The organism is Marinomonas vaga, assembly GCF_055388305.1.
Genome location: NZ_AP043903.1, coordinates 3,311,979 through 3,337,541, shown reverse-complemented (window position 1 = coordinate 3,337,541; position 25,563 = coordinate 3,311,979). Strand labels below are relative to the sequence as shown.

At 44.7% G+C, this 25,563-nt stretch carries 29 protein-coding genes; 19 read left to right on the top strand and 10 right to left on the bottom strand.

Annotated features, from left to right (window positions below):
- Positions 1 to 70: 70 nt before the first annotated feature.
- Positions 71 to 946, bottom strand: a complete 876-nt coding sequence (locus ACZ5DR_RS15740) for an MYG1 family protein (RefSeq protein WP_377367721.1) — start codon at positions 944 to 946, stop codon at positions 71 to 73.
- A 234-nt stretch (positions 947 to 1,180) separates the two neighbouring features.
- Between ACZ5DR_RS15740 and ACZ5DR_RS15735 the strand changes: the two genes are divergently transcribed.
- Together ACZ5DR_RS15735 and ACZ5DR_RS15730 are read left to right on the top strand one after the other, a co-directional pair.
- Positions 1,181 to 1,327: a hypothetical protein gene (locus ACZ5DR_RS15735; protein WP_377367723.1), complete on the top strand. Its 147-nt coding sequence runs from the start codon at positions 1,181 to 1,183 to the stop codon at positions 1,325 to 1,327.
- A gap of 153 nt (positions 1,328 to 1,480) precedes the next feature.
- On the top strand, positions 1,481 to 1,768 hold the full coding sequence (locus ACZ5DR_RS15730; protein ID WP_377367725.1) for a hypothetical protein: 288 nt from the start codon (positions 1,481 to 1,483) through the stop codon (positions 1,766 to 1,768).
- A 72-nt stretch (positions 1,769 to 1,840) separates the two neighbouring features.
- Here ACZ5DR_RS15730 and ACZ5DR_RS15725 read toward each other — a convergent pair whose 3' ends face one another.
- Positions 1,841 to 3,148 carry a YjiH family protein gene (locus tag ACZ5DR_RS15725; RefSeq protein WP_377367727.1) on the bottom strand — a complete coding sequence of 436 codons (1,308 nt, stop codon included), beginning with the start codon at positions 3,146 to 3,148 and terminating at the stop codon, positions 1,841 to 1,843.
- A 425-nt stretch (positions 3,149 to 3,573) separates the two neighbouring features.
- Here ACZ5DR_RS15725 and ACZ5DR_RS15720 point away from each other — a divergent pair, with 425 nt between their 5' ends.
- Both ACZ5DR_RS15720 and ACZ5DR_RS15715 read left to right on the top strand, forming a co-directional pair.
- Complete coding sequence (locus tag ACZ5DR_RS15720; protein WP_377367728.1) at positions 3,574 to 3,867, top strand: putative quinol monooxygenase; 294 nt, start codon at positions 3,574 to 3,576, stop codon at positions 3,865 to 3,867.
- Positions 3,868 to 4,364: 497 nt separating this feature from the next.
- Positions 4,365 to 4,859: a Spy/CpxP family protein refolding chaperone gene (locus tag ACZ5DR_RS15715; protein ID WP_377367731.1), complete on the top strand. Its 495-nt coding sequence runs from the start codon at positions 4,365 to 4,367 to the stop codon at positions 4,857 to 4,859.
- A gap of 67 nt (positions 4,860 to 4,926) precedes the next feature.
- Here ACZ5DR_RS15715 and ACZ5DR_RS15710 read toward each other — a convergent pair whose 3' ends face one another.
- Entirely contained in the window at positions 4,927 to 5,574 is a 648-nt protein-coding gene (locus tag ACZ5DR_RS15710) for a YecA/YgfB family protein (RefSeq protein WP_377367733.1), read from the bottom strand.
- A gap of 58 nt (positions 5,575 to 5,632) precedes the next feature.
- Here ACZ5DR_RS15710 and ACZ5DR_RS15705 point away from each other — a divergent pair, with 58 nt between their 5' ends.
- From ACZ5DR_RS15705 to ACZ5DR_RS15690, 4 genes are all read left to right on the top strand, one after another.
- The gene (locus ACZ5DR_RS15705; protein ID WP_377367735.1) at positions 5,633 to 7,399 is read left to right on the top strand and encodes a RecQ family ATP-dependent DNA helicase; all 1,767 of its coding nucleotides are present in this window, start codon (positions 5,633 to 5,635) and stop codon (positions 7,397 to 7,399) included.
- On the top strand, positions 7,389 to 7,907 hold the full coding sequence (locus ACZ5DR_RS15700; RefSeq protein ID WP_377367737.1) for a SprT family zinc-dependent metalloprotease: 519 nt from the start codon (positions 7,389 to 7,391) through the stop codon (positions 7,905 to 7,907). The genes ACZ5DR_RS15705 and ACZ5DR_RS15700 overlap by 11 nt, the downstream gene beginning before the upstream one ends.
- A 72-nt stretch (positions 7,908 to 7,979) precedes the next feature.
- Positions 7,980 to 8,816 carry a tRNA 2-thiocytidine(32) synthetase TtcA gene (ttcA, locus tag ACZ5DR_RS15695; RefSeq protein ID WP_377367739.1) on the top strand — a complete coding sequence of 279 codons (837 nt, stop codon included), beginning with the start codon at positions 7,980 to 7,982 and terminating at the stop codon, positions 8,814 to 8,816.
- A gap of 12 nt (positions 8,817 to 8,828) precedes the next feature.
- Positions 8,829 to 9,392, top strand: coding sequence for a YfaZ family outer membrane protein (locus ACZ5DR_RS15690; protein WP_377367741.1), 564 nt, complete (start codon positions 8,829 to 8,831; stop codon positions 9,390 to 9,392).
- Between the two features lie 67 nt (positions 9,393 to 9,459).
- On the opposite strand, the gene ACZ5DR_RS15685 is transcribed toward ACZ5DR_RS15690, so the two are convergent.
- The 3 genes from ACZ5DR_RS15685 to hemN are packed head-to-tail and all read right to left on the bottom strand — an operon-like array spanning position 9,460 to position 12,192.
- Positions 9,460 to 10,002, bottom strand: coding sequence for an adenine phosphoribosyltransferase (locus ACZ5DR_RS15685; RefSeq protein WP_377367742.1), 543 nt, complete (start codon positions 10,000 to 10,002; stop codon positions 9,460 to 9,462).
- 27 nt (positions 10,003 to 10,029) lie between these two features.
- Positions 10,030 to 10,791 carry a fumarate/nitrate reduction transcriptional regulator Fnr gene (gene fnr / locus ACZ5DR_RS15680; RefSeq protein ID WP_377367744.1) on the bottom strand — a complete coding sequence of 254 codons (762 nt, stop codon included), beginning with the start codon at positions 10,789 to 10,791 and terminating at the stop codon, positions 10,030 to 10,032.
- Between the two features lie 30 nt (positions 10,792 to 10,821).
- A complete protein-coding gene (gene hemN / locus ACZ5DR_RS15675) occupies positions 10,822 to 12,192 on the bottom strand; it encodes an oxygen-independent coproporphyrinogen III oxidase (RefSeq protein ID WP_377367745.1) in 1,371 nt (456 codons plus the stop codon).
- A gap of 253 nt (positions 12,193 to 12,445) precedes the next feature.
- Here hemN and ACZ5DR_RS15670 point away from each other — a divergent pair, with 253 nt between their 5' ends.
- The gene (locus ACZ5DR_RS15670) at positions 12,446 to 13,039 is read left to right on the top strand and encodes an alpha/beta family hydrolase (protein WP_377367747.1); all 594 of its coding nucleotides are present in this window, start codon (positions 12,446 to 12,448) and stop codon (positions 13,037 to 13,039) included.
- 7 nt (positions 13,040 to 13,046) lie between these two features.
- Complete coding sequence (tusA, locus tag ACZ5DR_RS15665) at positions 13,047 to 13,295, top strand: sulfurtransferase TusA (RefSeq protein WP_377367749.1); 249 nt, start codon at positions 13,047 to 13,049, stop codon at positions 13,293 to 13,295.
- 34 nt (positions 13,296 to 13,329) lie between these two features.
- Here the strand turns inward: tusA and ACZ5DR_RS15660 are convergent, their stop codons facing one another.
- Entirely contained in the window at positions 13,330 to 13,923 is a 594-nt protein-coding gene (locus tag ACZ5DR_RS15660) for a CBS domain-containing protein (protein ID WP_377367751.1), read from the bottom strand.
- A 47-nt stretch (positions 13,924 to 13,970) separates the two neighbouring features.
- Positions 13,971 to 14,261, bottom strand: coding sequence for a hypothetical protein (locus ACZ5DR_RS15655; RefSeq protein ID WP_377367753.1), 291 nt, complete (start codon positions 14,259 to 14,261; stop codon positions 13,971 to 13,973).
- Between the two features lie 239 nt (positions 14,262 to 14,500).
- Here ACZ5DR_RS15655 and ACZ5DR_RS15650 point away from each other — a divergent pair, with 239 nt between their 5' ends.
- From ACZ5DR_RS15650 to ACZ5DR_RS15630, 5 genes are all read left to right on the top strand, one after another.
- Positions 14,501 to 15,223, top strand: a complete 723-nt coding sequence (locus ACZ5DR_RS15650) for a DUF599 domain-containing protein (protein WP_377367755.1) — start codon at positions 14,501 to 14,503, stop codon at positions 15,221 to 15,223.
- Positions 15,213 to 15,920, top strand: a complete 708-nt coding sequence (locus ACZ5DR_RS15645; protein WP_377367757.1) for an O-methyltransferase — start codon at positions 15,213 to 15,215, stop codon at positions 15,918 to 15,920. The genes ACZ5DR_RS15650 and ACZ5DR_RS15645 overlap by 11 nt, the downstream gene beginning before the upstream one ends.
- A gap of 97 nt (positions 15,921 to 16,017) precedes the next feature.
- Positions 16,018 to 17,940 (top strand): molecular chaperone HtpG, encoded by a 1,923-nt coding sequence (htpG, locus tag ACZ5DR_RS15640; protein ID WP_377367759.1) that lies wholly within the window; start codon positions 16,018 to 16,020, stop codon positions 17,938 to 17,940.
- Positions 17,941 to 18,010: 70 nt separating this feature from the next.
- The gene (locus tag ACZ5DR_RS15635) at positions 18,011 to 18,826 is read left to right on the top strand and encodes a DNA ligase (RefSeq protein ID WP_377367761.1); all 816 of its coding nucleotides are present in this window, start codon (positions 18,011 to 18,013) and stop codon (positions 18,824 to 18,826) included.
- A 23-nt stretch (positions 18,827 to 18,849) separates the two neighbouring features.
- A complete protein-coding gene (locus ACZ5DR_RS15630) occupies positions 18,850 to 19,545 on the top strand; it encodes an alpha/beta fold hydrolase (protein ID WP_377367762.1) in 696 nt (231 codons plus the stop codon).
- Here the strand turns inward: ACZ5DR_RS15630 and ACZ5DR_RS15625 are convergent.
- A complete protein-coding gene (locus tag ACZ5DR_RS15625; RefSeq protein WP_377367764.1) occupies positions 19,531 to 19,839 on the bottom strand; it encodes an ArsR/SmtB family transcription factor in 309 nt (102 codons plus the stop codon). The genes ACZ5DR_RS15630 and ACZ5DR_RS15625 overlap by 15 nt on opposite strands.
- A 179-nt stretch (positions 19,840 to 20,018) precedes the next feature.
- A complete protein-coding gene (gene xthA / locus ACZ5DR_RS15620) occupies positions 20,019 to 20,831 on the bottom strand; it encodes an exodeoxyribonuclease III (RefSeq protein WP_377367766.1) in 813 nt (270 codons plus the stop codon).
- A gap of 172 nt (positions 20,832 to 21,003) precedes the next feature.
- Between xthA and gorA the strand changes: the two genes are divergently transcribed.
- The 4 genes from gorA to ACZ5DR_RS15600 all read left to right on the top strand — a co-directional run bounded on the left by gorA (position 21,004) and on the right by ACZ5DR_RS15600 (position 25,563).
- Positions 21,004 to 22,362: a glutathione-disulfide reductase gene (gene gorA / locus ACZ5DR_RS15615; protein WP_377367768.1), complete on the top strand. Its 1,359-nt coding sequence runs from the start codon at positions 21,004 to 21,006 to the stop codon at positions 22,360 to 22,362.
- Between the two features lie 61 nt (positions 22,363 to 22,423).
- Positions 22,424 to 23,899 carry an aminoacyl-histidine dipeptidase gene (locus ACZ5DR_RS15610; protein WP_377367770.1) on the top strand — a complete coding sequence of 492 codons (1,476 nt, stop codon included), beginning with the start codon at positions 22,424 to 22,426 and terminating at the stop codon, positions 23,897 to 23,899.
- A 136-nt stretch (positions 23,900 to 24,035) separates the two neighbouring features.
- Positions 24,036 to 24,740: a PAS domain-containing protein gene (locus ACZ5DR_RS15605; protein ID WP_377367772.1), complete on the top strand. Its 705-nt coding sequence runs from the start codon at positions 24,036 to 24,038 to the stop codon at positions 24,738 to 24,740.
- A 79-nt stretch (positions 24,741 to 24,819) separates the two neighbouring features.
- Positions 24,820 to 25,563 carry a 2Fe-2S iron-sulfur cluster-binding protein gene (locus tag ACZ5DR_RS15600; protein WP_377367774.1) on the top strand — a complete coding sequence of 248 codons (744 nt, stop codon included), beginning with the start codon at positions 24,820 to 24,822 and terminating at the stop codon, positions 25,561 to 25,563.

Below are 25,563 nucleotides of genomic sequence, written 5' to 3'. Positions count from 1 at the left end.
GTTGAACCTTGAGTGAGATGAAAACACCTTACTGTCATCTCACTCAAGCATTTTTATTGCCCTTGGTGGGCTAGTTTTTTATCGCCATTTCAGCCATTTTCATGGTGCTGTCAAAGGATTGGCAGCCCGCGATAAACAAGCCGTTGTGACAGAACATGGCATCCTCTAAGCCAGTAACATCTTGCAGTGCTTGATCAGACAACCCTGCCCAAGCTGCGGGAAGTTTTTTGCGATCCGCAAAGGAGCCAAGTTCTACTGGGACAGTTTGTATACGCCAAGCGCCAGTCTCCGAAGGGTAAACCACAAATAACGCTTCTTGGGACAGGTTTAAAACCGTGGTTTTCCAAGGAGTGTATTGCTCAAGAACGATAACTCTTGGGTCTTCGGCTTTAGCAATGGCATCTGCCACAATCGATTTTGCGTTAATACCGCCTTGTGCCGCGGCAATAAAGCGCGCCAATACTCGGGATGCAAACGCTACGGCTTCTTGAAAACAGGCATCAAAATCTCCTTGTTCTTCCCATGTGGGGTTAAACATTGAGATGGTTTGGCTCAAGCTGACGCCAGTGAGTGGGCCATCAACATGACCACAGTCGATAGCATCGATAACGGATACAAGGTTTTTGTCTACCGCATGGGTGACTTCTGGGTTGTTGCCACAGAGTTGTAGGCCATACTTTTGCCACATTAGACCAAAGGATGAAAAGGGAATGCCATTGTCTCGTGCTCCAGCGCCGCCCCTTTGATGATGGTCGAAGCGGTCTGTATCAGCATCATAAATACCCCCCACATCTAACACTATGTCGGCCTTTGCTAATAGGTCTAGATCCCGAGTTCGTAAAATCTCGGCGGAAGGATAAAGTGTTTTCAGCGCAGCCACGGCAAAGACATCGTCTGCGTGAAAACTGCCATTGTGGGTTGCGATTACTTTGGTGGTTTCGGTCATTCTTCCATCTCTTGGTTTGATATCATGTCGCATGGTGGAATGCAGGCACTTGAGGGCGGCATTCTACGGGGTTTTCATTAGAGGTAACACCTTCAATCCAGAATAAGAGGCGGTTCGACCCCTAGATGCTTTTATTGCATTGGATTTATCGAGCATTAATGCTGATGACTTGTTACTATGCCGTACGCCAAAGGCTGCGGCTATTTTGGTAATTTCAAAACATGAGAGTTATACATGACAAAGTTTGACACAAGAGTTGAAGAGTTAATCGCTAAGCACCCTCATCTGACCAAGGATGAAGCGATCAAAATCATTACAGAGAAAAATGCGCGTAAAAAGCAAAAACGCCAAGCAAGATCCAATAAAGGCGACGCTAACTAAGTCGGATTAAGGGGGAAGTCTCCTCCTGAATGGATTGACGGATAACAAGGATGTCACCATGAATACTTCCCTGATTACTGGCATCAGTGCAGCACTAGCTGGCATTAAAAATCATTTTGTTTTGATAAAAAGCGTGATGTTGAGAACAGGGTTATGAGGTTAGAGACAAAGATTGCCCTTATTTCAGTATTGATTAGCTGTGTCCCAATCGGTATAGCGATACTAGCCATGATCATTGCAAATCTGAGCGGGTGTGAGCTTAACGAAGCTTCCGTTTCTAGTTGTGTGGTACTTGGCGTCGAGTTAGGGGACACCTTGTATAATATGGGGATGATGTTTTGGTTGGCGATTCCCGCATTTGGTCTAACGTTTTGGGGCTGTATCATTGCTTTTGTTATGTGGCTTTTGCGTAAGCGTAAAGAAGCAAAGTCAGGTCATTAAAAGATTGATCGAGGAAAGCTAGTTAAGGCGTTACGTGGTTATTTGTACACGCAACGCCATAAATGGAACCTTTTAACTTGCTAAGAAATAAGCAACGGGTGTTGCTAAGATCATGGTTAGTACGGTTCGGATATACCAAACGACAAGTATTTGTTTGATCGAAATGGGAATTTGCGTCGACAAAATACAAGGAATGGATGCAGAGAAAAACAAAATAGACGAAATAGAAATTACCCCCACCACGTACTTCACTACAAACACACTTTTCGCGGCGATTAATGCCGGCAAAAACATCTCCGCTAGACCCGTTGCTGAGGCTTTGCCTACTAGGGCTGGATCAGGCAATTGTAATAACCATGCAAATGGGTAAAACAGTAGGCCAATCCAATCGAATACCGGGGTGTATTTTGCTAGCAGTAGGCCAATCAAACCAATAGACATAATAGAGGGCAGGATACTCATGGCCATGATGAGACCATCTTTTGCGTTTCTCACGATGAGCTTAAACAAGGGTTCTGCTTGCTGAGCGACAGTAAGGCCTTCTGCTGTCGCTTGTTTCCAACGGGAATGGGCAAACTCAGTAACTTCAGGTTGAGTTTTATTGTTATCCATGGAGCGAATGGGAGGCAAGCGCACCGTGATGGCGGTGACCAGGAAGGTAATGGCCAATGTACTCCAGAAGAAGGTATTCCAAACCTCCATCAAGCCTAATGTCTTGGCCACAACGATCATAAAAGTGGCTGAAACAGTAGAGAAGCCCGTGGCAATAATGGCCGCTTCTTTAGCTGAATACTGGCCTTCTTTGTACACTTTGTTGGTGATCAAGAGGCCAACTGAGTAACTGCCCACGAAGGAGGCCACCGCATCAATAGCGGATTTCCCCGGTGTTTTAAAGAGTGGCTTCATTATAGGCTGTAACAAGACGCCAACCCATTCAAGTAAACCAAAGCCTAGTAAAAATGCCAGAAAGATTGCGCCAATTGGCACGATTAGACCCACGGGTACGACCAGCTTTTCAAATAGGAAAGGCAGCATGTCTTTTTCAAATAAGAAAGCTGGCCCAATACTAAAAAAAGCCAGTAACGCGGCACAGATACCGAGCACTTTTAAAACAGATAATACCTTCTGAGTTGTGCTCTGTTTCCACGAGCCATTGACGAATGGATAAATGCCGCCTGCAATCACCATTAATAGGGCGTAAACCCTAATTAAAGAAGCATGGTCTGAGCGTAGCCAAGAGATAATGTGATCGAGGGGGATGGTGCTTTTACCGTTGAGAGTAATGGGCACAAAGAAGAACACGATGCCAATTAAGCTGAAAAGAATTAACTTAAAAACAGCAGTGCCCACAGGGGCAGTTTGAGTTTGGTTGGTATCCATTAGATGACTCCCTTTAAATGAGATGGATACAGAGGTGATAGCAATTGTTGTGCCATCATGTATATACAATCTCTAGGTGTTTTGTTGTTGTTTTTTGGCACTTTGGGGTGCGTTAGATGTCAATCTAGCACACTTTTTGTGCGAAATGTAAGTGTTTGTATATACAAATATACTTCCCCTGATACGCACTAGTAGGGGTAGCTTTTTCCCGTTTATATTTAATTCGATACATTTCTAATATATGGTTTTGTTCAGACAATTAACTTTCAGTAAGAGCTGCTTATGAGTCACTAACACTCACGCTAAAGTCTCTAGTGATGGCCAGGCTTACTATATACTTAGGGTGAGAGCTCAACGGGGCGAGAGAGATTGGTTGAGCAAACACCCTGCTTTAAAACATATCCCCATCTTTTAGTGGAAGCTTTATGTCAAAAGTGATCCTGCAAGGGCACATCATTGTGCCGTCTCATGTCTTAGATGACGTTCTGGAAGAGTTGCCAACTCATATAGCGCTGACACGAAAAGAGGTTGGTTGTTTGGTGTTTAACGTGAATCAGTCTGATAATTATCCATTGCGTTTCAATGTATACGAGGAGTTTGCTAACTCTCAAGCATTTGAGGCACATCAGGCAAGAGTGAAAGCCTCCCGTTGGGGAAAGATTACCCAACAGGTTGAGCGTTGTTATCAGGTGACAATGGAAGAAGCTGTTTTGAAGTAGTTTTACCCCGTGTTTGCAATTGCATGACGGTATTTGCAATGGGCTTTGCGTACCATACGCGCAACATAAACATGACAAGGGACAGAAACATGGTGCGGTTTATTGAGCAGACGTTAAAGTTTGGAACCATTGGATTGGTTTCCTTGGTTTCGGCCACTTTTCAGTCCGAAGCGCTAGAGGCTCAAACATCGGATGGATCAGAAGACGAGTAATCACTTGTTCGTTTAGGTTGAACTAATAAGGCGCGGGATAATTCTTGCGCCTTTTTTTTGAAGTCGTCTAAGGTGATCAATTTTTATGACAAGTGAGCGGTAATTGAGCACAATATTGAACACTTCAGGTGAGATTATGGATCATTCAACGATTCTCTTTCAAAGAATGAGAAAGAGCACATAACTGGGACCAACCTTTACATACCCTTTCTCAACAATGACACTCACTGACTGATTCTGGTCCCATAATGAAATCATCGAAACGAAGCAAAGAGGTGTTTCATTATGACGAAGATAAAAACCAAATCAGCTAAATACGGCGCGCTAGGTGTCGCAGCGATTTTATCTACTGCTGTGGCGACTGCTTCTTTTGCGGAAGTTGAACCTGATAGCCGCCAAAGCCACAAGACTCAAGCTCAAGGTAGCCAAGCACAACAGCGAATGGATATGATGAATCCGTATTCTGAAGCGATGCTGGATCGTGTTGCTCAGCAACTTCAGCTTGATGAACCAACAAAGGCCAAAGCATCTAAGTTGTTCGCAGACGCTCGTCAAGAACGTAAAGAGGTGATTGAAGGCTTGCGTTCCTTAAGAGAGCCGATTCAAAATCTTGAGCCATCTTCTGGGGATTATGTGGATCAAGTGGCAGAATTAGCTGAAAAACGAGGTGATTTGATGATGCGCTTGGACGTTCAGCAAGCGGAGACCCGCCATGCCTTTTATGCCATGCTGACCGATGAGCAAATCTCTAAGCTAGAAGCCTTACCTCAGCGTAGCTAGGTCACTGCGCTAATCATTAAAAAAGCCGCTAATTAGCGGCTTTTTTGTGCCTCAAAAAAGAACGGTATTAACGTTTGCCTTTTTTGCCTGTCTTTTTACCTTGGCTGCCTTTTTTGCCAGGATGGAACTTTGGTTTGGTTTTTTTCTCTGGCTCCGTGCGCAAGATAAGGAACAGATCCGTTATAAGCTGAGGAATCTGGGCGATACAGGATTGGGTCAGTTTTTCACTTTCGCGAATTTGCTGAACTTCTTCATCCTCGAACAGTCCTGATGCCACCATAAAGGGTAGTAGGCATTCTGCGACTTCTTCTTCCTTTTCTGATTCAAACCAATAGCGCTCAGTAAAGAATACTCCTTCCATAAAGCCTGATGCCCATTCTTCTAGCTCACTGAGCTCATCTGGATTATGGCTGACTTCAATGTCACATGGGACTAAATAATCGTCTTCCGATTCCAGCTCTTTTTGGAGATCAGAGAATAACCGTACGAGTAGATTCTCGATGTGCTTTTGTTCTTTATCGGAGGTAAACTCTGGGGTTTCCTCAAATACGATAGGCAACCATTGAGACGGGGCTGGCGCTTCTGGACTGATTGCTAGGGCTGTTAAAAAACCGTGTGCCATGACAAAATTCTGGCAGTCTTCATGAACAGCATCCGAGTCCAAAAAGTTTTCGAGTTCTTCGAGTTCTAGGTCATCAAGTGGTTGGTGGTGCATTTAGGCATTCCTATTAATTAATCGCGTCACAGTTTAAACATATCAGTTGTAAAAAACCATGAGCAAATCGGTGAAAAGCCACAGTTTAGCTATCCCTCCAGAATGCCACGTGGCATTGCAGCGCCTTGGTTTTAGTACCTTCATCGGGTCTCAATGGGCTTGTGTTGAGCCTATAATAAATGGCGAAGACGTGCTGGCATTGCTGCCAACAGGTGCTGGTAAGTCGGCCATTTATCAAGTGGCGTCATTGGCTCGTAATGGTGTGGGGATTGTGGTGAGTCCATTGATCGCAATCATGCAACAGCAAGTGGAAGATCTGGTTGCCCTCGGAATAAAAGCAGAGTTCTTAAACTCAACGCAAAACGGCGCCGAGCAGAACGATCTTCATTGGCGCCTACGTCATGGGGATGTGGAGATTTTGTATATGTCTCCAGAGAAGTTACTACAGCCCAGTGTGTTAGGGTTGCTGCAGGATATTGAAGTGTCCTGTGTTGCCGTGGATGAAGCCCATTGTGTGCTGCGTTGGGGGCAACAGTTTCGTCCAGAATATGCCCAATTGGGTCAATTAAAGCAGGTGTTTCCTGAGACGCCTGTCATCGCATTAACGGGGACATTACTACCCTCTAAAGAAGCTGATGTGGCCCATGCTTTATCTCTGGTGTCGCCTAAGGTAATCCGTGAGAGCATTGATCGACCTAATTTACGGGTGCAAATATCGCAAAAACGTCGGGCTAAACACCAGTTGCTTGGCTTTTTAATGAAAGAAGGTCTGGCTCAACCAGGCATTGTTTATTGTCGTTCACGGCAAAAAACCGAGGACATCGCCCAATGGCTCCGTGAGCGAGGTGTCAACGCTTTAAGTTATCACGCTAATTTACCTCATGAGCAACGCATACAAGCTCACCATGGGTTTTCTACTGGAGAAGTTCAAGTACTGGTAGCGACCACTGCCTATGGTATGGGAATAGATTTGGATCATGTGCGCTTTGTGGTGCATATGGATTTGCCTCTATCACTTGAAAACTATGTACAGGAAATCGGCCGAGCTGGGCGGGATGGCCGTCAAGCTTATGCTCTTTTGTTTTACGGTCTGCAGGATATTTTGCAAGCATGGCAGTTTGTGCAACATGAAGGTGTGGGTGAAGAGGATTTTTGGGAGTTAGTCCGCTGCGTTGAGTCTTTAGGTTGCCGTCAGAGTGCCTTGTTAAAGGTCTTTAACCAAGATGACACTGAGCATTGTGGCCATTGTGATCGATGTATTAAGCAAAGTGCTCAGCATAATGTGACCGTGGCAGCGCAAAAATTACTGACTTTGGTCCATAAGACAAGAGGTCTGGCTTCTTTCTCTGTGATGATCGCAACACTTTTAGGTAAAAATAACAAAAGTGTCGCTGCTTTCGGTTTGTCTAATCATCCACTATTCGGCAGTGGCAAAAGTCTGGACGAAAGTCAGTGGAAAGGTGTTATTCGCCGTCTTTTAGCATTGAATTACATAAGAATTCATCAAACCGCTCCATTTATGATCACTATGGATGAAACCTGTCGACGGATATTAAAAGGCAGTGACCAGCTCATTCTTACGGCTGATTTCCATTATCCAGCAGTGAAAGAAAGTGATGAATTGCCTTCGTTAAATGATCGAAGTTGGAAAGGACTTATGCGATGGACTGTGGCCAATAAAATTTATGAGCATTTGTCTGATGTGCAAATTCATAAAATTTATTCCGCCCGCCCCAAAAACTACGCATCTTTAAGTCGGGTGACTGGGTTGAGTGTGCCTCAACTAGAGCAACTTAATGCAGAGGAATTGTTTGGTGAGTTCTAACCCTGCTTCAAATTGCACTGTGACACCGGCCATTCGGGCAAAAATTACGGCAAAGATTGCCCACTGCATTCAGCTTGCCGAACGCTATTTTAAGATCAAGCTTGTTGTCCCGACTTTTAACTTTAAACAAAGAGGGCGAACGGCTGGGACAGCCTATCTACAAACGAACGAAATGCGTTTTAATCTTTTCATGCTCAAGCAAGACTGTGAAAAGTTCATTGAGCAAGTAGTGCCCCATGAGGTTGCGCATCTTGTGGTGTTTCAAGTTTATGGAAGCCGGCCCAAACCCCATGGTCCTGAATGGACGGCTATCATGGAGCATTTGTTTAATGTAGAAGCGGACCGAACCCATGACTTTGACGTGCCAAGCCCTAAGCGTTTATTTATCTATCAGTGTGACTGCCAAACCCATGAATTTACCGCTCATCGTCATGGTCGAGCCAAACGAGGTACTCAGTATCTTTGTAAGCGATGTAAAGGCCATTTAGCCTTTGTTCGAGCCAAGTAAAAATGAGACAGCTTGATGCTTAGCGTTTGACCTTGTAGTAAGATAGCGCCATCTGATATACGGTACTTGTAAATGAATTCTGAATTTGATCGAAAAGAAAAACTGGAGCTAAACAAGCTGCAGAAACGTCTGCGCCGACATGTGGGGCAGGCCATCGCTGATTTCAACATGATTGAAGATGGCGACAAAGTCATGGTGTGCCTATCTGGCGGTAAAGATTCTTATACCATGCTTGATATTTTGTGTAATTTACAGCGCAGTGCGCCGATTACATTTGAAATTATCGCGGTGAACTTGGACCAAAAACAACCAGGCTTTCCAGAGCATATTCTGCCTGCTTATCTTGATGAATTGGGTGTTAATTATCATATTTTAGAGAAAGACACCTACAGCATCGTAAAAGAAGTGGTACCAGAAGGTAAAACTACTTGTGGTTTATGCTCTCGCTTACGTCGTGGTTCTTTATACGGCTTCGCAGAAGAGATTGGTGCGACTAAAATTGCTTTGGGGCATCACCGAGATGACATTTTAGAAACCATGTTTTTAAATATGTTTTTTGGTGGTAAATTGAAATCCATGCCTCCCAAGTTATTAAGTGATGACGGCAAACATATTGTGATTCGCCCCTTGGCCTACTGTAAAGAGTCAGATATTGAGGAATACTCTTTACTAAAGGCTTTCCCTATTATCCCTTGCAATCTTTGTGGGTCTCAGGAAAATCTACAGAGACAAGTTGTTAAAGAGATGTTGCAAGGTTGGGAAAAACAACACCCAGGACGATTAGACACAATGTTCTCCGCAATACAGAATGTTGTGCCATCTCATTTGGCAGATACCGAACTGTTTGATTTTAAAAGTCTTAAACAGTCGGAAGACGCTTTAAAACGTTTAAATATAATTTCGCTCTAAAAAGGATGCAGAATGTCGATTAAGAAAATACTGCCATTGGCTCTAGGTGCTGCCGTAGCCGCTCAAGCAAGCGCAAACACATTTGAAGGTTCTCTTTCAAACGAAGCGGTTAAAGCTGACGTGAGTATCGATCGAGGCTCATACTTCCTTGATGCTGGTGGTATGTACCATACCGACGACGGTAAATATGGTTACATTGGTGCCCATATTGAAGATAAAGATACAGCGAAAGATTACCCACTTCAGATTGGTATTGGGGCTCGCTTGTTGGCGGTTGATACTGAAGTAGGGGACAACGATGATGGTGTTGCAGTGGGACTAGGTGGCTTCTACCGTTACACATTCCCTAAGGCAAACCGTTTCAGCGTTTATGGCTCCCTATACTACTCTCCTCAAGTATTATCGTTCCAAAACATTGAAAACATGTACCAGGCTGAGATCCGAGGTGAGTACCGTACTTTGCGTAATGCTCTTGTGTTTGTCCGCTACGGCCTAACCAATGTCGATTTGGATGACTACTCTTCTGATGCTGAAATGAACAAAAGCATCGGAATTGGTGTGGTAACTTACTTCTAAATCCTTTTGAGAGATCAAAAAAAGGTGGCCAATGGCCACCTTTTTTATTGTCCCTAGGAAGGGAAAGCTATTCGCCTTCAAAGGCACATAATGCAAAGACAGGCACTTCAAGTTCCTGTATTTTAGCGCTACCACCTAGATCAGGAAGATCAATGATAGAGGCTACTTCTTTAATTGTAGCGCCTTGCTGACGAAGCAGAGACATGGCTGCGATCAAGGTGCCACCTGTTGCAATAAGATCATCAAACAATAGAACATTGGCGCCTTCAGATACGGCATCTTCTTGAATCTCCAGCTCTGCGCTGCCGTATTCAAGGTCATAGCTCTGGGAGATCGTTTTGCCTGGCAACTTGCCTTTTTTACGAACAAGTACCAAAGGTTTGCGTAGCTCGTAAGCCAACACAGATGCGATCAAAAAGCCTCGTGCATCAATACAAGCAATGTGAGTGATGTCTGAGTCAATGTAACGGTGAACATAGGCATCCACGACCATTCTCATCCCTTTCGGGTTGGTGAAGATGGGAGTAATGTCGCGGAAGCTGATACCTGGCTTTGGCCAGTCTTCGACCGTGCGAATCAGCGACTTAAAGTAAAAGTCATCAAAGAGCATGAAGTAAAACCTTAACTGTTTGGTTAATTAAGCGTGCTCGATCTTACCACACTCTTCCACAACACCGACAAGTTTCTCCATCTCTGGCAGATCGACAATGGTAATTTCTTTGCCGTCCACATCAATCAGCCCATTTTTTTGGAAGCGTGTCATCACACGGCTCACTGTTTCAACAGCTAATCCAAGGTAGTTACCAATCTCACTTCGTGACATGGAAAGACGGAAAGAGGTGGCAGAGTAACCGCGCTTTTTAAAACGATGGGAAAGGTTCATCAAGAATGAAGCGACTTTTTCATCCGCATTTTTCTTGCCAAGTAACACCATCATTTGTTGGTCGTCACATATCTTACGACTCATCAAACGAAAGATCTGATGTTTCAAGGACGGAATTTGCGCTGTTAATTGCTCCAAGTGAGCGAATGGAATTTCACAGACTGTCGTTGTTTCTAATGCTTTTGCAGATACAGGGTATGTGTTGTTATCAATGCCACTTAAACCCAATAATTCGCTAGGGCAATAAAACCCTGTTATTTGTTCTTCACCGGTATTAGTAATATTGAATGTCTTAAGTGTGCCAGTACGCACAGCAAACACAGAGTCGAATTCCTGACCTTGGCGAAAGAGTAATTCACCTTTTTTAAGCGGTCGCTTACGTTCAATAATCTGATCTAAGCGGTTTACGTCTTCGTCAGCCAAGGCAATTGGCAAACAAAGGGCGCTTAAACTGCAATTCTGACATTGCGATGTCAATTTACTATTGAAACGAGTATTTGCGTTGATAACAGACATTGGACTCTCCCTGAGCTCGATCGGGCGTTATTATATGACTTTAGAAAATGATGCGTTTTCGTTGATATATTGGTCAAAAGCCATGCACACACAGCGCACTAGTAATCGACCAATCTCATTAATTTGGATGGTAACGCCGTCATCACTTTTCGTGATTGTCAGGACGCCATCTTCCTCCAGCGCTGCTAGCCTGTCTAGTTCAGTTTGGAAATATTCACAAAAACTAACATTAAATTCAGACTCCACCATGCTGCTGGAAATATAGTTGTGACAAAGCAACTGCATGATCACAAAATGTCGGATACGATCGTCTTGGTGACTAATATAGCCTTTCATAATGGCTAATTGACCATTCTCAATACTGTTTTGATACAGCGAAAGATCCGTATGGTTTTGAAAGTAAGCCCCATCAATTTGACTAATACCAGAGACACCAAATGCAAGCAGGTCGGTTTCTGCGTGGGTGGTATAACCTTGGAAATTGCGTTGCATATGACCCTGCTGCTGAGCAATCGTTAGAGGGTCGCTGGGCTTAGCAAAATGATCCATGCCTATATAAACGTAGCCAGCTCCCGTGAGCTTTTCAATGGTATATTTTAATAATGTAAGTTTTTGATCGGGTGATGGTAGATCAGCATCTAGAATTCGCTTTTGTGGCGCAAATCTATTTGGTAAGTGGGCATAATTAAATACTGAGATCCTATCAGGAGATAATGCGATGACTTGATCTAAGGTTTTATCAAAACCTTCTAAAGTTTGTTTTGGTAGGCCATAAATAAGGTCAAAGTTTATGGAGCTGAAACCTAACGCTCTTATATCATTGACTACCTTGTTGACCAGATCTAATGACTGGATTCGATGAATGGCTTTTTGCACATCCGGATTAAAGTCCTGAATGCCCAGGCTGACTCGATTAAAACCAAGGTCTGCCAGTGTTTCCAGTTTGCTTCGATCAACTTCTCGCGGATCAATTTCAATGCTGAAATCTTGTGAGCCATCACGCACTAAAGTAAATGTCTCATCGATTTTTTTAAACAAGCGTCTTAGGTTGGTTTCGCTAAGAAAAGTGGGGGTGCCACCACCAAAATGGAGTTGTGTTACTGGGCGGGTTTGGTCAAGCATCAAGGAGCGAAGACGCATTTCTTCACCCAAAATCTCCACGTATTCGTTACCCTTATCATATTGCTTGGTCACAATCTTATTACAGGCGCAGTAATAGCAAAGGTGCGCACAGAAAGGCACATGAAAATACAAGCTTAAAGGCTGATTTGAGGGCGTCAACATCTTGTCGATCAGTGCCATTTTGCTGATGTTACTGTCAAATTTAGGTGCAGTGGGGTAGGACGTGTAACGTGGCCCCGCTAAATTGTATTTATGAATGAGTTGTGAATCCCAAAGCATGGAGTCTGTCCTATTAAATTTTCTAATAGGAAGTGTACTCCCATTGCATTATGGGAAACTGATATAGATCAAGCTTTGTCATTATCCACCCCTCTCTGATTAGCTTTGCAGGGCTGCGAGTGCGTTCAAGTAGGTGTGTTCATTGATGGGGCACCCTTAACAGGCTTGTTATTAAAGCTTCTGTCCTCATAATAGTGCGTCCATTCTCGGGCTTAATCGTTACAATTTGTATAGGAGATGATTGCGGCTACGTATGATTAAAGTATATGTGTTACATGGTGCTGGCGCAGGCCACAGTGGCGATTTCTTAAACGTTTTTGACCAGCAGTTAACCCAGTGTCTTGCAGTGTTTGGAGAGGTGGAAGTGATACCTTTTACCCTCGACTATATGGCTGAAATGGACTTGGGTGGAAAGCGGCGTCCTCCGCCAAATATTAATAAGCTGATTGAAGAAGCCCGTGACAAGATTCCCAAGCAAGAGCCGATTATATTGATTGGTAAGTCCATGGGGAGTCGAATCATTGCTGAACTGTGTGCAACGCACCAGGTTAAGGCCTGTGTCGCGTTAGGGTACCCATTTTACCCTCCCAAAAAACCAGAAAAAGATCGTTTATACCATCTAAAGCACTCCAAAAATGTGCCTTTCCATATTATACAAGGTACGCGAGATGGGTTAGGGAATAGGGATTGGGTAGAGCAGCAACAATTGTTACCCAATATTAATCTGCATTGGTTTGAAGGCGCTGATCACGATTTTAAACTGTTAAAGCGTTACAATATGAGTCAAGAAGAGGTCATTGAGACCTTGGTCAAGCAGACTGTGAGCTGTATTCAGTCGTCGATTTGAGGCAAATATGACAGATACCATTGAACATAAAGAAGAGCTAGATACCCAAGGGTTATATTGCCCTGAGCCAGTCATGATGCTCCATGGAGTCATACGTAAGATGGCCCCTGGAGAGGTGGTTAAGATTATTGCGACAGACCCATCAACTGAACGGGATGTGCCGAAATTTTGTAATTTCCTTGGTCATCCACTGATTAAGCAGGTGGTAGAAGGGGATCTTTACTACTATTGGGTGCAAAAGAAAAAGGCTGGTTAAACCAGCCTTTTTCTTTGGGGTATGCGAAAGTTGCTTAGGCAACGCGTAGGCGTTTGCTCTGAGCGTAATCGCCTTCAATCACTGCATGTAACTTGGCGAAACTGGTAGAAGTTGTTACGTCTACGTTTAGTTTTAATTGGCGCACAATGTCATTTGCTGAGATTAAACCACGTATGGCTTTAGTTTCCTCATCTACCACCAACAGGTGTTGAAATGGATTTGATTTTTGGCTGTAAATTAAAGATTCGATATCACTGTTTTTAAGTGAGCTATAAGATACGGCTAATAGTTCTTCTTTAGGGCGCATTAGATCTATTGCTAAAAGTTCATCTCTAAGGTAGCCAGCAGCTGCTTGCTTGATAAAGGCTTCTTCAGACAAATCCTCTAAGCTAACGATACCTAAAAAGCTGTTTTTTGCGTCTACCACGACTTTCATGCGCACGTGCTCTTTTTTCATAATGTTAGCAAGCACATCAGCACGAACCGTTGGCTCGATCACACGTGGGATGCTGACTTTAAAATCCGTAAAAACACGGGTAGCAGGTGAGTAAAGGCCTGTGTTTTGTTGCAGTTCAGGCCAAGCAAGTTCGTTTACGTCTTTCGTAGTCACGTAGGTAAGTGTTTTCATGGTGTTACTCCAAATAGTTAATTATTTAAAAAAGGCTTGTTAAATAATTAAGCGGTTGGAGGACCACGACAGGTGAATAGGCTGATAGCATCAGAAACAGCGCAGAAATGTGCGATGGATACTTTAAAAGTGCTAGGTGAAGAGCCTAAAGGGTTATGGCTAGTGACTAATACGTCATCTAAGTCGGGAGCCACTTCGACAGTGGGAAGCTCAAAAGCGGTTTCGACTAAACCTGTTTTGAGGTAGCTAGGAGCGTTGCAATCTTCACTCGCATGACTGCCTGCACTCACAAAGAGCATCAAAGGCAATAGCAATATGAAAATCAACAAACGTTTCATCAAACGTCCTCCCATCAAGTTACAAATCCAGCATAGCGCTATTTTTCTGTTAAAGACAAGGAACAAATGACTATCAGACCAATTAGTCAAATTTATTTCACTGTGTGGAGCTAAAACGTCACAGACCTGCAAAAAGATTAAGATGTTTGCTTAACTTAGGTCCATTAGACACTCTCTTTGTCACAGTTTTGGATATAATGACGAGTGTCTCTCTCATTGATAAGGCGTTGTAACGATATATGGACAGTCAGGTTCTATTTGATCCGTTAACTATTTTAACCATGGTGGTGTTTATTGGATGTTGGTGGGGGTATGCCTTCTATGCGCTGCATAACTCCAAACGACGTACCTGTTTAGTGAGTGTGTTGCACCAATTTCGATTAGCATGGATGTCCCGCTTACTTCGTCGAGACAATCGCATCGCCGATGCCTCGGTCATGGCCAACCTTGAGCGCAGTAGCTTATTTTTTGCGTCAAGCAGTCTGTTGATTATTGCTGGCTTGTTTACAGCCTTTAATTACTCAGAGCAGGCCTTGAGTATTATTAATGAGTTTGCATTGTTTTCTCCCACCAATCAAACCGAGTGGGAATTGAAAATCATCGTCTTAGTTCTGATTTTTGTCTATGCGTTCTTTACCTTTACTTGGTCGGTTCGCCAGTACAATTTTTGCTCTGTCTTAGTGGGCAGTGCCCCCTTAGCCACGGAGCGTGGTATCGAAGACAGTGAGCGGGAACTTTATGCCATGCATATGGCGAAAATCTGCAGTTTAGCGGCGAACCAGTTTAATTATGGTTTGCGTGCTTATTATTTTGCTATGGCTTTTTCTGCTTGGTTTTTGGGTCCGTATTTCTGCATGGCCGCTAGTGTTATGGTGGTTGCGGTGCTTTACCGTCGCGAGTTCCGTTCTAAGACGTTTAAAACCCTCAGCCGTGGTTTGGTGATTAAGTCTCATGCTTCCTAATTTCCCTAAACAAGTGTCCGAAGATAATCCTCCTGTTAATCGAACGGTACAGGTGGATGATGGTTTGTACCGTTATTTGATTGAGCATTCCGTCAATGAGCCAGAGGTACTTGAGGCCCTGCGTCGAGAAACTGCTCAATACCATATGGCTCGGATGGCTTTGTCACCGGAAGTGGGTCAGTTTTTAGGGCTATTGATTGCTTTGCAGCAACCCAAAAAGGTCCTCGAGGTAGGTGTTTTTACTGGCTATAGCACTCTCTCTATGGGGTTGAAGTTATCTCAGGATGCTTCTTTGCTGGCATTTGATAAAAAACAAATGTGGCTAGATATAGCGAACAAGTACATCGACCAAGCAGGCTTATCTGATCGAATAACGACACGTTGTTGTGATGCAAAAGCGGCACTAGAAGCCCTCGTTCAAGAGCAAGCGGGTACTTTCGATTTTATGTTTGTGGACGCCGACAAGGGCAACTTACTGGCCTACTACGATCTTGGTAAAACCTTGCTAAGAGAGGGTGGATGTATGGTCATAGATAACACGCTGTGGTGGGGCAATGTGGCAAATGAAGAATTTGATGACAAAGATACTCGCATTGTCCGTGCTCTTAATGATCTCATTCACCAAGACTCGGAAGTGGATTCAAGCCTACTTACCATCGGAGATGGCCTCACAATTGTGCATAAGCGTTCACGTTAACGGTTGAAAAATTTTTCAGTGACTCCATAACCCTAATCAGAACTGAATTACGCGCCCTTTGGTGCGAATGTTGTAACTGTGAGGAGCATGGAGAAACATGACAACTGAAACTCAAAAAGAAACGTTAGGATTTCAAACTGAAGTCAAACAACTGCTTCATTTAATGATCCATTCTTTGTACTCGAACAAAGAAATCTTTCTACGTGAGCTTATTTCAAACGCATCTGACGCGGTAGATAAACTCCGTTTTGAGGCAGTTTCAAACGCCGATTTACTATCAGACGATCCCAATCTTAGAGTGCGTATTAGCTTCGACCAAGAAGCGGGTACCCTAACGATAGATGACAACGGTGTCGGTATGACCCGTGATGAAGCCATCTCAAACTTAGGCACTATTGCCAAATCAGGTACTGCTCAATTTTTAGAGCAGCTTAGCGGTGATCAAAAGAAAGACAGCCAATTGATTGGCCAATTTGGTGTAGGTTTCTATTCTGCGTTTATCGTAGCAGATCGCGTATCCGTCGAGACACGTCGAGCAGGCTCACAAGAGGGGGTTCGTTGGGAGTCAGAAGGGACCGGTGAATTCACTATTGAGACCATCGAAAAGGACACCCGTGGTACTCGTATTACCTTGCATCTTAAAGAAGGTGATAAAGAGTTTGCGGACAACTGGCGCCTACGCTCTTTGGTTTCTAAATACTCTGACCATATTTCCATCCCTGTAGAAATGGAAAAGCAGCCGACTCCTGAGTTCGATGAAGAAGGTAACCCAAAACCAGTAGAAAATACTGGTGAAACAGAATGGGAAGCCGTGAACTCCGCTAAAGCGCTTTGGACACGTCCTCGTAACGAAGTGAGCGAAGAAGAGTACAAAGAGTTCTACAAGCACGTGTCCCATGATTTCCAAGATCCATTGAAATGGTCCCATAACAAGGTTGAAGGTAAGCTTGAATACACTAGCTTGCTGTACATTCCAGCGAAGGCACCACAGGATCTTTGGAACCGTGACATGTTGCGTGGGCTGAAGCTTTACGTGCAGCGCGTGTTTATTATGGATGATGCAGAAGCCTTCCTGCCGCCTTACATGCGTTTTGTGAAAGGTGTCATCGACTCTAATGATTTGTCTTTGAACGTTTCTCGTGAAATTTTGCAAAATGACAATGCAGTGGATTCCATGCGTTCAGCGTTAACCAAGCGTGTGTTGGATATGTTGTCTAAAATGGCTAAAAACGATCCAGACACTTACCAAACTTTCTGGGATGAATTTGGCCAAGTGCTAAAAGAAGGCCCAGCAGATGACTTTGGTAACAAAGACAAGATCGCTGAATTGCTTCGCTTTAGCTCGACCCATACTGATAAAGCGGCTCAAACTGAGTCATTAAAAGGCTACATTGAGCGTATGCCAGAGGGTCAAGATAAGATTTACTACATCTATGCTGAAAACCACAATACGGCCAAAAACAGCCCGCACTTAGAAGTACTACGTAAAAAAGGCTACGAAGTCTTGCTGCTAAGTGATCGTATTGATGAGTGGATGATGTCTTCTCTACGTGAATTCGATGGCAAAACTTTCCAAGATGTGACGAAAGGTAAGCTGGACATCGATGTAGAAGAAAGCGAAGAGAAGAAAAAAGAGAACGAACAAAAAGCGGAGCAAATTAAGCCTCTGCTAGAGCGTATGACAGCTGTGCTATCTGAAAAAGTGACATCGGTAAACAGTACTGATCGCCTGACTAACTCTCCAGCTTGCCTTGTGGTTGGTGAGTTTGACATGGGCTTACAGATGCGCCGCTTGTTAGAGCAGGCGGGCCAGCAATTGCCTGAATCTAAGCCTTCCTTGGAAGTGAATCCTGATCACCCAATCGTCCAGAAAATGGACGCTGAAAGTGACGAAGACCGTTTCTCTGATATGGCTTGGTTGCTTTATGAGCAGGCGACTTTGGCAGAAGGTGGCCAACTGGATGACCCAGCGACCTTTGTGAGTCGAATGAATAAACTGATTGTTCAAATGTCGAACTAATCAGGCTAAAGTGAAAAGCCCAGACAGGATGTCTGGGCTTTTTTTTGGCTGCGCCACAGGGAGGTGGAGTATGAAGCTTTGGCTAGGATTGTGTTTATTGTTCGCAACTCAGGTTTTTTCGCAAACAGGTGTTCAGTTAGCGAAGGTCTATGATGCAGAGCCAGTTGACCAATATTTGGTTAGTGAGAAACTGGATGGCATACGTGCCATTTGGGATGGTGAACGTTTGGTTACTCGCAACGGTCATCCTATTGTGACCCCTGAAGGTTATACCCAAGGATGGCCAAAACTTTGGTTGGACGGAGAGCTTTGGGCAGGGGAAGGGAAGTTTCATCTAGTTCAACAAACAGTTCTGGATAACACGCCAAATACCGCTGATTGGCAACAGATCACCTATATGGTGTTTGATGCTCCCTCTGCAGAAGACACGTTCGAACAACGGGCTGAGCGTTATCTTGCAGTCATACTCAGCTTAGACAGTCCAACTATTCGTCCCATTTCTCAACATCAGGTAAGCGACGCAGCTGCCTTGTATCAATGGCTTGATAAGGTTGTTGCCAAAGGGGGCGAAGGTCTGATGCTGCATCGTAAAGATGCTTTGCATAGAAGTGGTCGCAGTGATGCCTTGTTAAAGCTTAAGCCCTACATGGATGCTGAGGCCAGAGTGATTGGCCATATCCCAGGTAAGGGAAAGTATGAGGGTAAGCTTGGCTCTCTATTGGTGGAAATGCCTGATGGTAAGCAGTTTCGAATTGGCACAGGATTTACTGATGTAGAGCGTGCTCAGCCACCAGCCATAGGAGACCATGTGACCTACCGCTATCAGGGATTGACTCAAAATGGGATTCCGAGGTTTGCCAGTTTTATCAGAGTTCGACAAGATTAGATTTAGAAGAGAACAAAGATCCTATGATTGATGTGTATTGCCTACCTGGCACCATGTGTGACGAGCGCCTTTGGCAAAGGGTGCTCGATTTTTTACCTGATAACATCCGTCTGATTCACATAGTCATTCCTGAGGAGAATGTCTTGGATCGGATGGTGGCAGCTCTTGTTGAATCTTTACCAAAAGAGCCATTCCACGTAATAGGGTTTTCCCTTGGTGGATATCTGGTGTCTGAGTTAGCTCGCGTCGTTCCAGAACGCTTATTATCTGCGGTTATGGTCTCGAATGTAGGAACGGCTTTACCTGAGTCGGAGAAAGCTCAGCGAGTGCAAGCGTTGAATTGGGTTAAAAAGGTCGGCTATAAAGGCATCCCAAAGAAAAAAGCCATGGCTATGCTGGCGCCAGATCATAGGGAAGATGGTGGACTTTTAGAGTGTATTAAAGCCATGGATGAGGCGCTTGGGGAGCCAGCGCTTTTGGCGCAATTAGAGGCGACTTTGGAGCGTCGAGAGAATTTTGATGTCATTAAAGCTAGCGGGTGTGATTGGTTGGTCTTAGCCGGTCGATATGATCAGTTTGTCAGTCCGCAGGCCATGGTGCGCTTAAATGCTTTAGATAATGTGACCATCCACTCAGTCTCAAATTGTGGGCACATGCTGCCCTTGGAGCAACCAAAGTGGATGGCAAATAAGTTAGAGCAATTTCTACTGGCAAAATAGACGATAAAGGGTCTGGATCAGCTCTTTAACGCGCTCATCTGCAATAGAGTAGTAGATGGTTTGAGAGTCGCGACGTGTTTCTACCAACTTATCTTTACGTAACACGGCAAGGTGTTGTGAAAGAGCGGACTGGCTCAATGGGAGTTTTTCATTCAACGAACCAACTGATAACTCGCCTTCTAGTAAATAACACAGAATAATCAGTCTGTTTTCATTTCCTAGCGCTTTAAGAAACCCTGAAGCTTCTCCCGCTCTATCGAGTATTTCGTTAATGGTTAAGTTAGGGTTAGGCATGGTGGTCAGCTTGTAATCGTTAGTGTAAATGAAAATGACTATAATGTTTTATATCAAATAGCCGTTCAGAAATAAATGATCCACATCTATTGTGGATAAGACTGGGGGTAGATTCCGTACAAGGCGTTCCTACCCCCAGCGTATGTCTATCTATTCTACTTGATCAAATAATGATCTAATCAGGCGAGATTAAATTCTGCCCAAATCGGTGCGTGGTCAGAAGGTTTTTCCATGCCGCGAATTTGGTAATCAATGCCAGAGGCAACTAGCTTGTTCATTAGCGAGGCTGTAGCCAGGACGCCATCTATTCTCAATCCGCGTTTAGGTTGGTCATCAAATCCTTTGGAACGGTAATCAAACCAGCTAAAAAACTCATTGTTATCAGGGTTTTGGACACGATAGGTGTCCCCAAGCCCCCAACCAAGAAGTTGCTCAAACCATTCACGCTCTTCCGGCAAAAAGCTACATTTGCCCGTACGTAACCAACGTTTTGCATTTTGTTCACCGATACCAATATCGCAATCTTGGTAGGAGATATTGAAGTCACCCATGACGACAATTTGCTCTTCAGGTGATTGATTTGCAAGGTAGGACATTAGGTCCGCGTAGAATTTACGCTTAGCAGGGAATTTTGTTTCATGGTCACGGCTTTCCCCCTGTGGAAAATACCCATTAATGACCTTTAGTGGTCCTGATGGCGTATCAAATGTCGCGATAATCATACGGCGCTGGGCGTCTTCTTCGTCCCCTGGAAAGCCGTATTCAACACTTACAGCAGGTGCTTTGCTGAATATGGCCACACCGTAGTGGGATTTTTGGCCGAAGTGGTATGCGTGATACCCAACTGATTGAGGGATCTCATGGGGAAAGGCTTCGTCATGAACCTTAATTTCCTGTAAACCAATGATGTCCGGTTGTTGCTCGGCTACCAAAGCTTCAATTTGATGGGGGCGTGCTCTAAGGCCGTTGATGTTGAAGGATACAACTTTCATAACACCTATAAATCCTGCTTATATAATCCTGTTGGTCAAGAATAGTTACAGATTAAAGTCCTATTGACAACACGATTAGCGCTTTTCTTCTGCATTTGGCGTGCAAAACCTTCATTGAAAATAGTGGATTGATCCTCATAAAAGAAGCAAACGAATTTAAGAGGGAAACGTTATGCAATATCAATACGATCTTTTCGTAATAGGTGCTGGTTCTGGTGGTGTCCGAGCCAGCCGAGTTGCGGCATCAAAAGGCTTTAAAGTAGGTGTTGCAGAAGCCTCAGCCCTGGGCGGTACCTGTGTAAACATAGGTTGTGTCCCTAAAAAATTATTTGTCTATGGCTCTGAATACGGTCATGTCGCGGAGCAGGCCCAAGGATATGGCTGGCAGTTTGCTAAACCTTCCTTCGATTGGGCGACCCTACGAGACAATAAAACAAAAGAGATTGAACGACTGAACGGAATTTATAAAAACCTTCTTGAGAACCCTGGGGTTACTATTCATCAAGGTTATGGCAAGTTGGTTGATGCACACACAGTTCAAGTGGGTGAGGAGTTGATCACGGCAGAGCGTATTTTGATCGCAGTAGGGGCTCAGCCTTTTGTGCCTGAATTTCCCGGCAGTGAACACGCTCTGGTGTCAGATGACATGTTTTATTTGGATGAATTGCCTGAGTCTATTCTTGTGGTGGGCGGTGGTTACATCGCTGTAGAGTTCGCGGGTATTTGTAATGGCTTAGGCGTCAGCACTACTCTTATGTATCGTGGTGACAAGTTGCTACGTGGCTTTGATGAAGACGTACGTGAGTTTGCGACCCAAGAGTTTAATAAAGCGGGCATTGATGTGCAGCTCAACAGTGATGTGGCAGCCATTGAAATGGATGGCAAACAAAAACGCGTAACATTAAAAAATGGTCGAGAGCTAGTGGTGGATCAAGTCTTGTATGCGACTGGACGTGTTCCTAAAACGGCAGAGTTAAACCTTGAGGCAGTGGGTGTGAAAACCAACAGCAAGGGGGCTATTGAGGTAGACCACAACTACAAAAGCACAGTGGAAAGTGTCTACGCCATCGGTGATGTGACTGATAAGGTTCAGCTTACGCCGGTTGCGATCAAAGAAGCTATGGCACTAATAGGGTACTGGTTCGACCAGAAAGAATGTGCCATGGATTACGACAACATTCCTACTGCAGTCTTCTGTCAGCCGCCGATTGGCACTGTGGGCCTCACTGAACAAGAAGCGGACGATCGTGGTTTCGATATCGATGTGTATCAAACAGATTTCCGCGCCATGAAGCATACCCTGTCAGGGGCACAAGAACGCTCCTTTATGAAACTGATCGTGGATCGCGGAACCGATCGAGTTTTAGGCGCACATATGGTGGGTGATTATGCGGGTGAAATCATTCAAGGATTAGGAATTGCTATCAAAGCAGGCGCAACTAAGGCACACTTTGACTCAACGGTCGGAGTCCACCCCACAAGCGCTGAAGAATTTGTCACATTCTCCGCAGCGGCGCTCAAAAAGCGTTAATTAATCAGACTGTTTGAGAAGCCATCTTGTGATCCATGATGGCTTCCCTTAGGAGTAAATAATGAATGCATGGTTAGACACATTGGCCCCCGAGTCAGTGTGGACACAATTTCGCCTAATGTGCGACACCCCACGCCCTTCCTTTCACGAAAAAAAACTGCGAGATCATTTGATCGCGTGGGCTAAGGCAAAGAACCTAACGTCCTTTGTGGATGAGGTTGGTAACCTATTTATCTTAAAAGATGCCACTGCGGGTATGGAACATTGTGAGACCACAGTGTTGCAAGGCCATTTGGATATGGTGGCACAAAAAGAAGCAAACTCATCCCATAATTTTGAAACTGATCCGTTAGAGACTTATGAACAGGATGGTTGGGTTCATGCCCGTGGTACGACACTTGGGGCTGATAATGGTATTGGCGTTGCGGCGATACTTGCTGTGCTGGCAGCGGAGGATATCCCCCATGGGCCTATTGAGGCGTTATTTACCATTGAAGAAGAAACCAGTCTTAGAGGTGCGGCACAACTTGCTCCAGGTGTTCTAAAGGGCACTCGGCTGCTGAATCTAGACTCTGAAGACCGGGGTGATGTTTACATCGGTTGTGCGGGGGGGATTGATATCAATGTTGCTCATAAGTATCCCGCACAACGAACTGAGCTGTTTGATACGGGCTTGCAAGTGACGGTATCAGGGCTTAAAGGTGGGCACTCGGGACTTGATATTCATAAGGGACTGGCCAACGCCAACGTTCTTTTAACACGCTTGTTGTCTGAATTGGCGGAGCAGATTTCATTTGGCTTAGGGTCTTTTGAGGGGGGCACTTTACGAAATGCCATTGCTCGAGATGCCAAAGCTACGATTGCCCTTGCAAAGGATCAGCTTGACCAAGCGTCAAACCTAGTGAAGGGTTTTGCGGAGGTGTTTGCTGCAGAATTTGCAGACACAGATCCTAATTTGACGATCTCGGTGGTACCAGCACCCGCAGCACCTCATTTGCCTGAGGCGGAGCAGGTCGCGTTTTTGCAAGCCTTATCTGTGGCGCCGAATGGGGTTCATAGAATGTCACCCGTTTTATCCGGTGTCACCGAGACATCCTGTAATTTTGGCGTTGTTCGTTTGTTGCCAGAGGGGAGTGGACTGTCTTTTTCAGCGTGCTTATTGGTGCGATCGTTAGTTGATAGTCAGACGGATTACTTGGCCCGAGTGGCGGCGTCTCCCTTTGAGTTAATTGGATGCGATGTTTTGTTGGAAAATGGCTACCCAGGTTGGAAGCCCCAGCCTGATCAGGGGCTGTTAAAGCAATTTAACGAGATTCATCAGCAAGTGATGGGCTTTGCGCCAAACGTTAAAGTGATCCATGCAGGGCTGGAGTGCGGGATCATTGGAGCAAAATACCCCGCAATGGAAATGGTGTCTTTTGGGCCGAATATCCGCGGCGCCCATTCTCCTTCTGAGCGACTAGAGATAGCCTCAGTAGCAGAGTTTTGGGAGCTGCTTAAGGCTCTGCTGCTGGCGACACCAAGAGTGCGAGCATAGTTACTCCCCACCAAAGTAATTACAACATTTCGTCACACAGAGAGCCCCAACGACCTGCTAAATTTAGCAGGTCGTTTTTTTTATTGGGTAGAGCCTGTGACCATTTCGTTTCGTTACACTAAGAGTGCCAAATTCGATGCGTAGCAGTTTTACTCTGGCGCTTGTGCTCGCGTTCATACTCGGTGTGGCGGTTGAATACCTAGTGTTTAATCAAGTCCATTCCGAGTTCAATGTGCAAGCTTATTTGGTTGTTCTGGTTGTAGTGCTTATTTTAGCGCTCTTGTACAGCTTATACCGGCGTTATCATAGCTTTCATCTAATTTTGGCTCGTCATCATTTGGAATACCTAGAGGTCAGTATGGATGGCCTAAGTCTGTGTGAAAGCCTAGCAAAACGCTGTGAGGTGTTACGGCATCAACGAAATGATCTGAATGATGATTTAATTGGCGTACAGGTTCAGCTGCAAGAGGTGAATGAACTGTCGCGACTTTTGCTCGATAAACTACCAGACGCCAGTATTTTAGTTAATCAACATGGCGCTATTTTAGGTGTCAGTCAAAGTGCCCAATTGCTAACAGGCTACCCCATGCAAGAGGTGTTTGGGGCTTCCTTGGGTAAGTTGAAGCTGTTTGATGATTTAACAGAGTTATTTGAAAAAGGTTGGAGTCAGGAGCTAGCAACACGTTTAAAAGAGGTTTCTACTCCTCATATGGGGCAGTTGAAAGGCAAAGGAGGGAAATCGATGGCCTGTACATGGAGTATTAAAGAGTTGAATTTGCCCATCCATCGCTATTATCTCATTACCCTTGTTCCCCACAGAGGCGCATTGAAAATCTGCTAATCCCCCATGGGGGCTTGGGTTTGCATCCGATAGCTTCCCCCCGTCATAATAGGGTTTTGTACGGGATACTTAGCCCTTCATGTCTGAAATTTATACGGTCACACTGGATGGTTCTTCTTACCTTTTGCCCGCGGGCAGCAATCTTCTTCAAGGCTTGCTGGGTAAAGGAGCGATTGTGCCACACAGTTGTCTAGCGGGCGCTTGTGAAAGTTGTGCCTTGTTTGATCTGCACTCTCAGGAAAAACGCCTGACCTGCCAAACATCCGTGGATCAAAATCTCGCTTTAACCCGTTATGGACAAAATGCTTTTCCTATTGCCACACGAATAACGGATGTAACAGTGGAGGCAGATGATTTCGCTATCGTTACCTGCCACGCTAATACCGCTTTATTGCCCTGCGACGCCATTAATTGGCGTATTGGCGATGAGACGGGGATGTCAGTGAGTTTAACTTCCTCTGATGAAGCCGTGCGTTTATTGCTACCTATTCGTTTAGAAGCAGACTTTGGCACCCTAGAATTAGGTAAAAAACAGCAACGTACCCATATAGATCCAGCCCTTAAATCGGTCATTATTTGTGAGGGGCACCTCGTGCCATTGGGGGACGAGTTAATTAAATCACTGATGGCGCTCAGTCACCGAGTTTATGGGCAACCACTGGTGACTGACTTTGAAGGGGCCATCCCAGATCAAGTCTTTCAACGTTATGACGTGGCATATGTTTTAATTGATCGCAGTGTGTCTATGGAATCCTTAGAGAAAGTGTTTAGCCTCAGTAAGATGCGGGTTGAGCAGTACCAGTACCTTTTACTTACGAAGTAG

What these genes read in the sequence shown, in the direction of transcription:
- ACZ5DR_RS15740 (WP_377367721.1), bottom strand. Translation starts at nt 946, where the DNA reads ATGACCGAAACCACCAAAGTAATCGCAACCCACAATGGCAGTTTTCAC.
- ACZ5DR_RS15735 (WP_377367723.1), top strand. Translation starts at nt 1,181, where the DNA reads ATGACAAAGTTTGACACAAGAGTTGAAGAGTTAATCGCTAAGCACCCT.
- ACZ5DR_RS15730 (WP_377367725.1), top strand. Translation starts at nt 1,481, where the DNA reads ATGAGGTTAGAGACAAAGATTGCCCTTATTTCAGTATTGATTAGCTGT.
- ACZ5DR_RS15725 (WP_377367727.1), bottom strand. Translation starts at nt 3,148, where the DNA reads ATGGATACCAACCAAACTCAAACTGCCCCTGTGGGCACTGCTGTTTTT.
- ACZ5DR_RS15720 (WP_377367728.1), top strand. Translation starts at nt 3,574, where the DNA reads ATGTCAAAAGTGATCCTGCAAGGGCACATCATTGTGCCGTCTCATGTC.
- ACZ5DR_RS15715 (WP_377367731.1), top strand. Translation starts at nt 4,365, where the DNA reads ATGACGAAGATAAAAACCAAATCAGCTAAATACGGCGCGCTAGGTGTC.
- ACZ5DR_RS15710 (WP_377367733.1), bottom strand. Translation starts at nt 5,574, where the DNA reads ATGCACCACCAACCACTTGATGACCTAGAACTCGAAGAACTCGAAAAC.
- ACZ5DR_RS15705 (WP_377367735.1), top strand. Translation starts at nt 5,633, where the DNA reads ATGAGCAAATCGGTGAAAAGCCACAGTTTAGCTATCCCTCCAGAATGC.
- ttcA (WP_377367739.1), top strand. Translation starts at nt 7,980, where the DNA reads ATGAATTCTGAATTTGATCGAAAAGAAAAACTGGAGCTAAACAAGCTG.
- ACZ5DR_RS15690 (WP_377367741.1), top strand. Translation starts at nt 8,829, where the DNA reads ATGTCGATTAAGAAAATACTGCCATTGGCTCTAGGTGCTGCCGTAGCC.
- ACZ5DR_RS15685 (WP_377367742.1), bottom strand. Translation starts at nt 10,002, where the DNA reads ATGCTCTTTGATGACTTTTACTTTAAGTCGCTGATTCGCACGGTCGAA.
- fnr (WP_377367744.1), bottom strand. Translation starts at nt 10,791, where the DNA reads ATGTCTGTTATCAACGCAAATACTCGTTTCAATAGTAAATTGACATCG.
- hemN (WP_377367745.1), bottom strand. Translation starts at nt 12,192, where the DNA reads ATGCTTTGGGATTCACAACTCATTCATAAATACAATTTAGCGGGGCCA.
- ACZ5DR_RS15670 (WP_377367747.1), top strand. Translation starts at nt 12,446, where the DNA reads ATGATTAAAGTATATGTGTTACATGGTGCTGGCGCAGGCCACAGTGGC.
- tusA (WP_377367749.1), top strand. Translation starts at nt 13,047, where the DNA reads ATGACAGATACCATTGAACATAAAGAAGAGCTAGATACCCAAGGGTTA.
- ACZ5DR_RS15660 (WP_377367751.1), bottom strand. Translation starts at nt 13,923, where the DNA reads ATGAAAACACTTACCTACGTGACTACGAAAGACGTAAACGAACTTGCT.
- ACZ5DR_RS15655 (WP_377367753.1), bottom strand. Translation starts at nt 14,261, where the DNA reads ATGAAACGTTTGTTGATTTTCATATTGCTATTGCCTTTGATGCTCTTT.
- ACZ5DR_RS15650 (WP_377367755.1), top strand. Translation starts at nt 14,501, where the DNA reads ATGGACAGTCAGGTTCTATTTGATCCGTTAACTATTTTAACCATGGTG.
- ACZ5DR_RS15645 (WP_377367757.1), top strand. Translation starts at nt 15,213, where the DNA reads ATGCTTCCTAATTTCCCTAAACAAGTGTCCGAAGATAATCCTCCTGTT.
- htpG (WP_377367759.1), top strand. Translation starts at nt 16,018, where the DNA reads ATGACAACTGAAACTCAAAAAGAAACGTTAGGATTTCAAACTGAAGTC.
- ACZ5DR_RS15635 (WP_377367761.1), top strand. Translation starts at nt 18,011, where the DNA reads ATGAAGCTTTGGCTAGGATTGTGTTTATTGTTCGCAACTCAGGTTTTT.
- ACZ5DR_RS15630 (WP_377367762.1), top strand. Translation starts at nt 18,850, where the DNA reads ATGATTGATGTGTATTGCCTACCTGGCACCATGTGTGACGAGCGCCTT.
- ACZ5DR_RS15625 (WP_377367764.1), bottom strand. Translation starts at nt 19,839, where the DNA reads ATGCCTAACCCTAACTTAACCATTAACGAAATACTCGATAGAGCGGGA.
- xthA (WP_377367766.1), bottom strand. Translation starts at nt 20,831, where the DNA reads ATGAAAGTTGTATCCTTCAACATCAACGGCCTTAGAGCACGCCCCCAT.
- gorA (WP_377367768.1), top strand. Translation starts at nt 21,004, where the DNA reads ATGCAATATCAATACGATCTTTTCGTAATAGGTGCTGGTTCTGGTGGT.
- ACZ5DR_RS15610 (WP_377367770.1), top strand. Translation starts at nt 22,424, where the DNA reads ATGAATGCATGGTTAGACACATTGGCCCCCGAGTCAGTGTGGACACAA.
- ACZ5DR_RS15605 (WP_377367772.1), top strand. Translation starts at nt 24,036, where the DNA reads ATGCGTAGCAGTTTTACTCTGGCGCTTGTGCTCGCGTTCATACTCGGT.
- ACZ5DR_RS15600 (WP_377367774.1), top strand. Translation starts at nt 24,820, where the DNA reads ATGTCTGAAATTTATACGGTCACACTGGATGGTTCTTCTTACCTTTTG.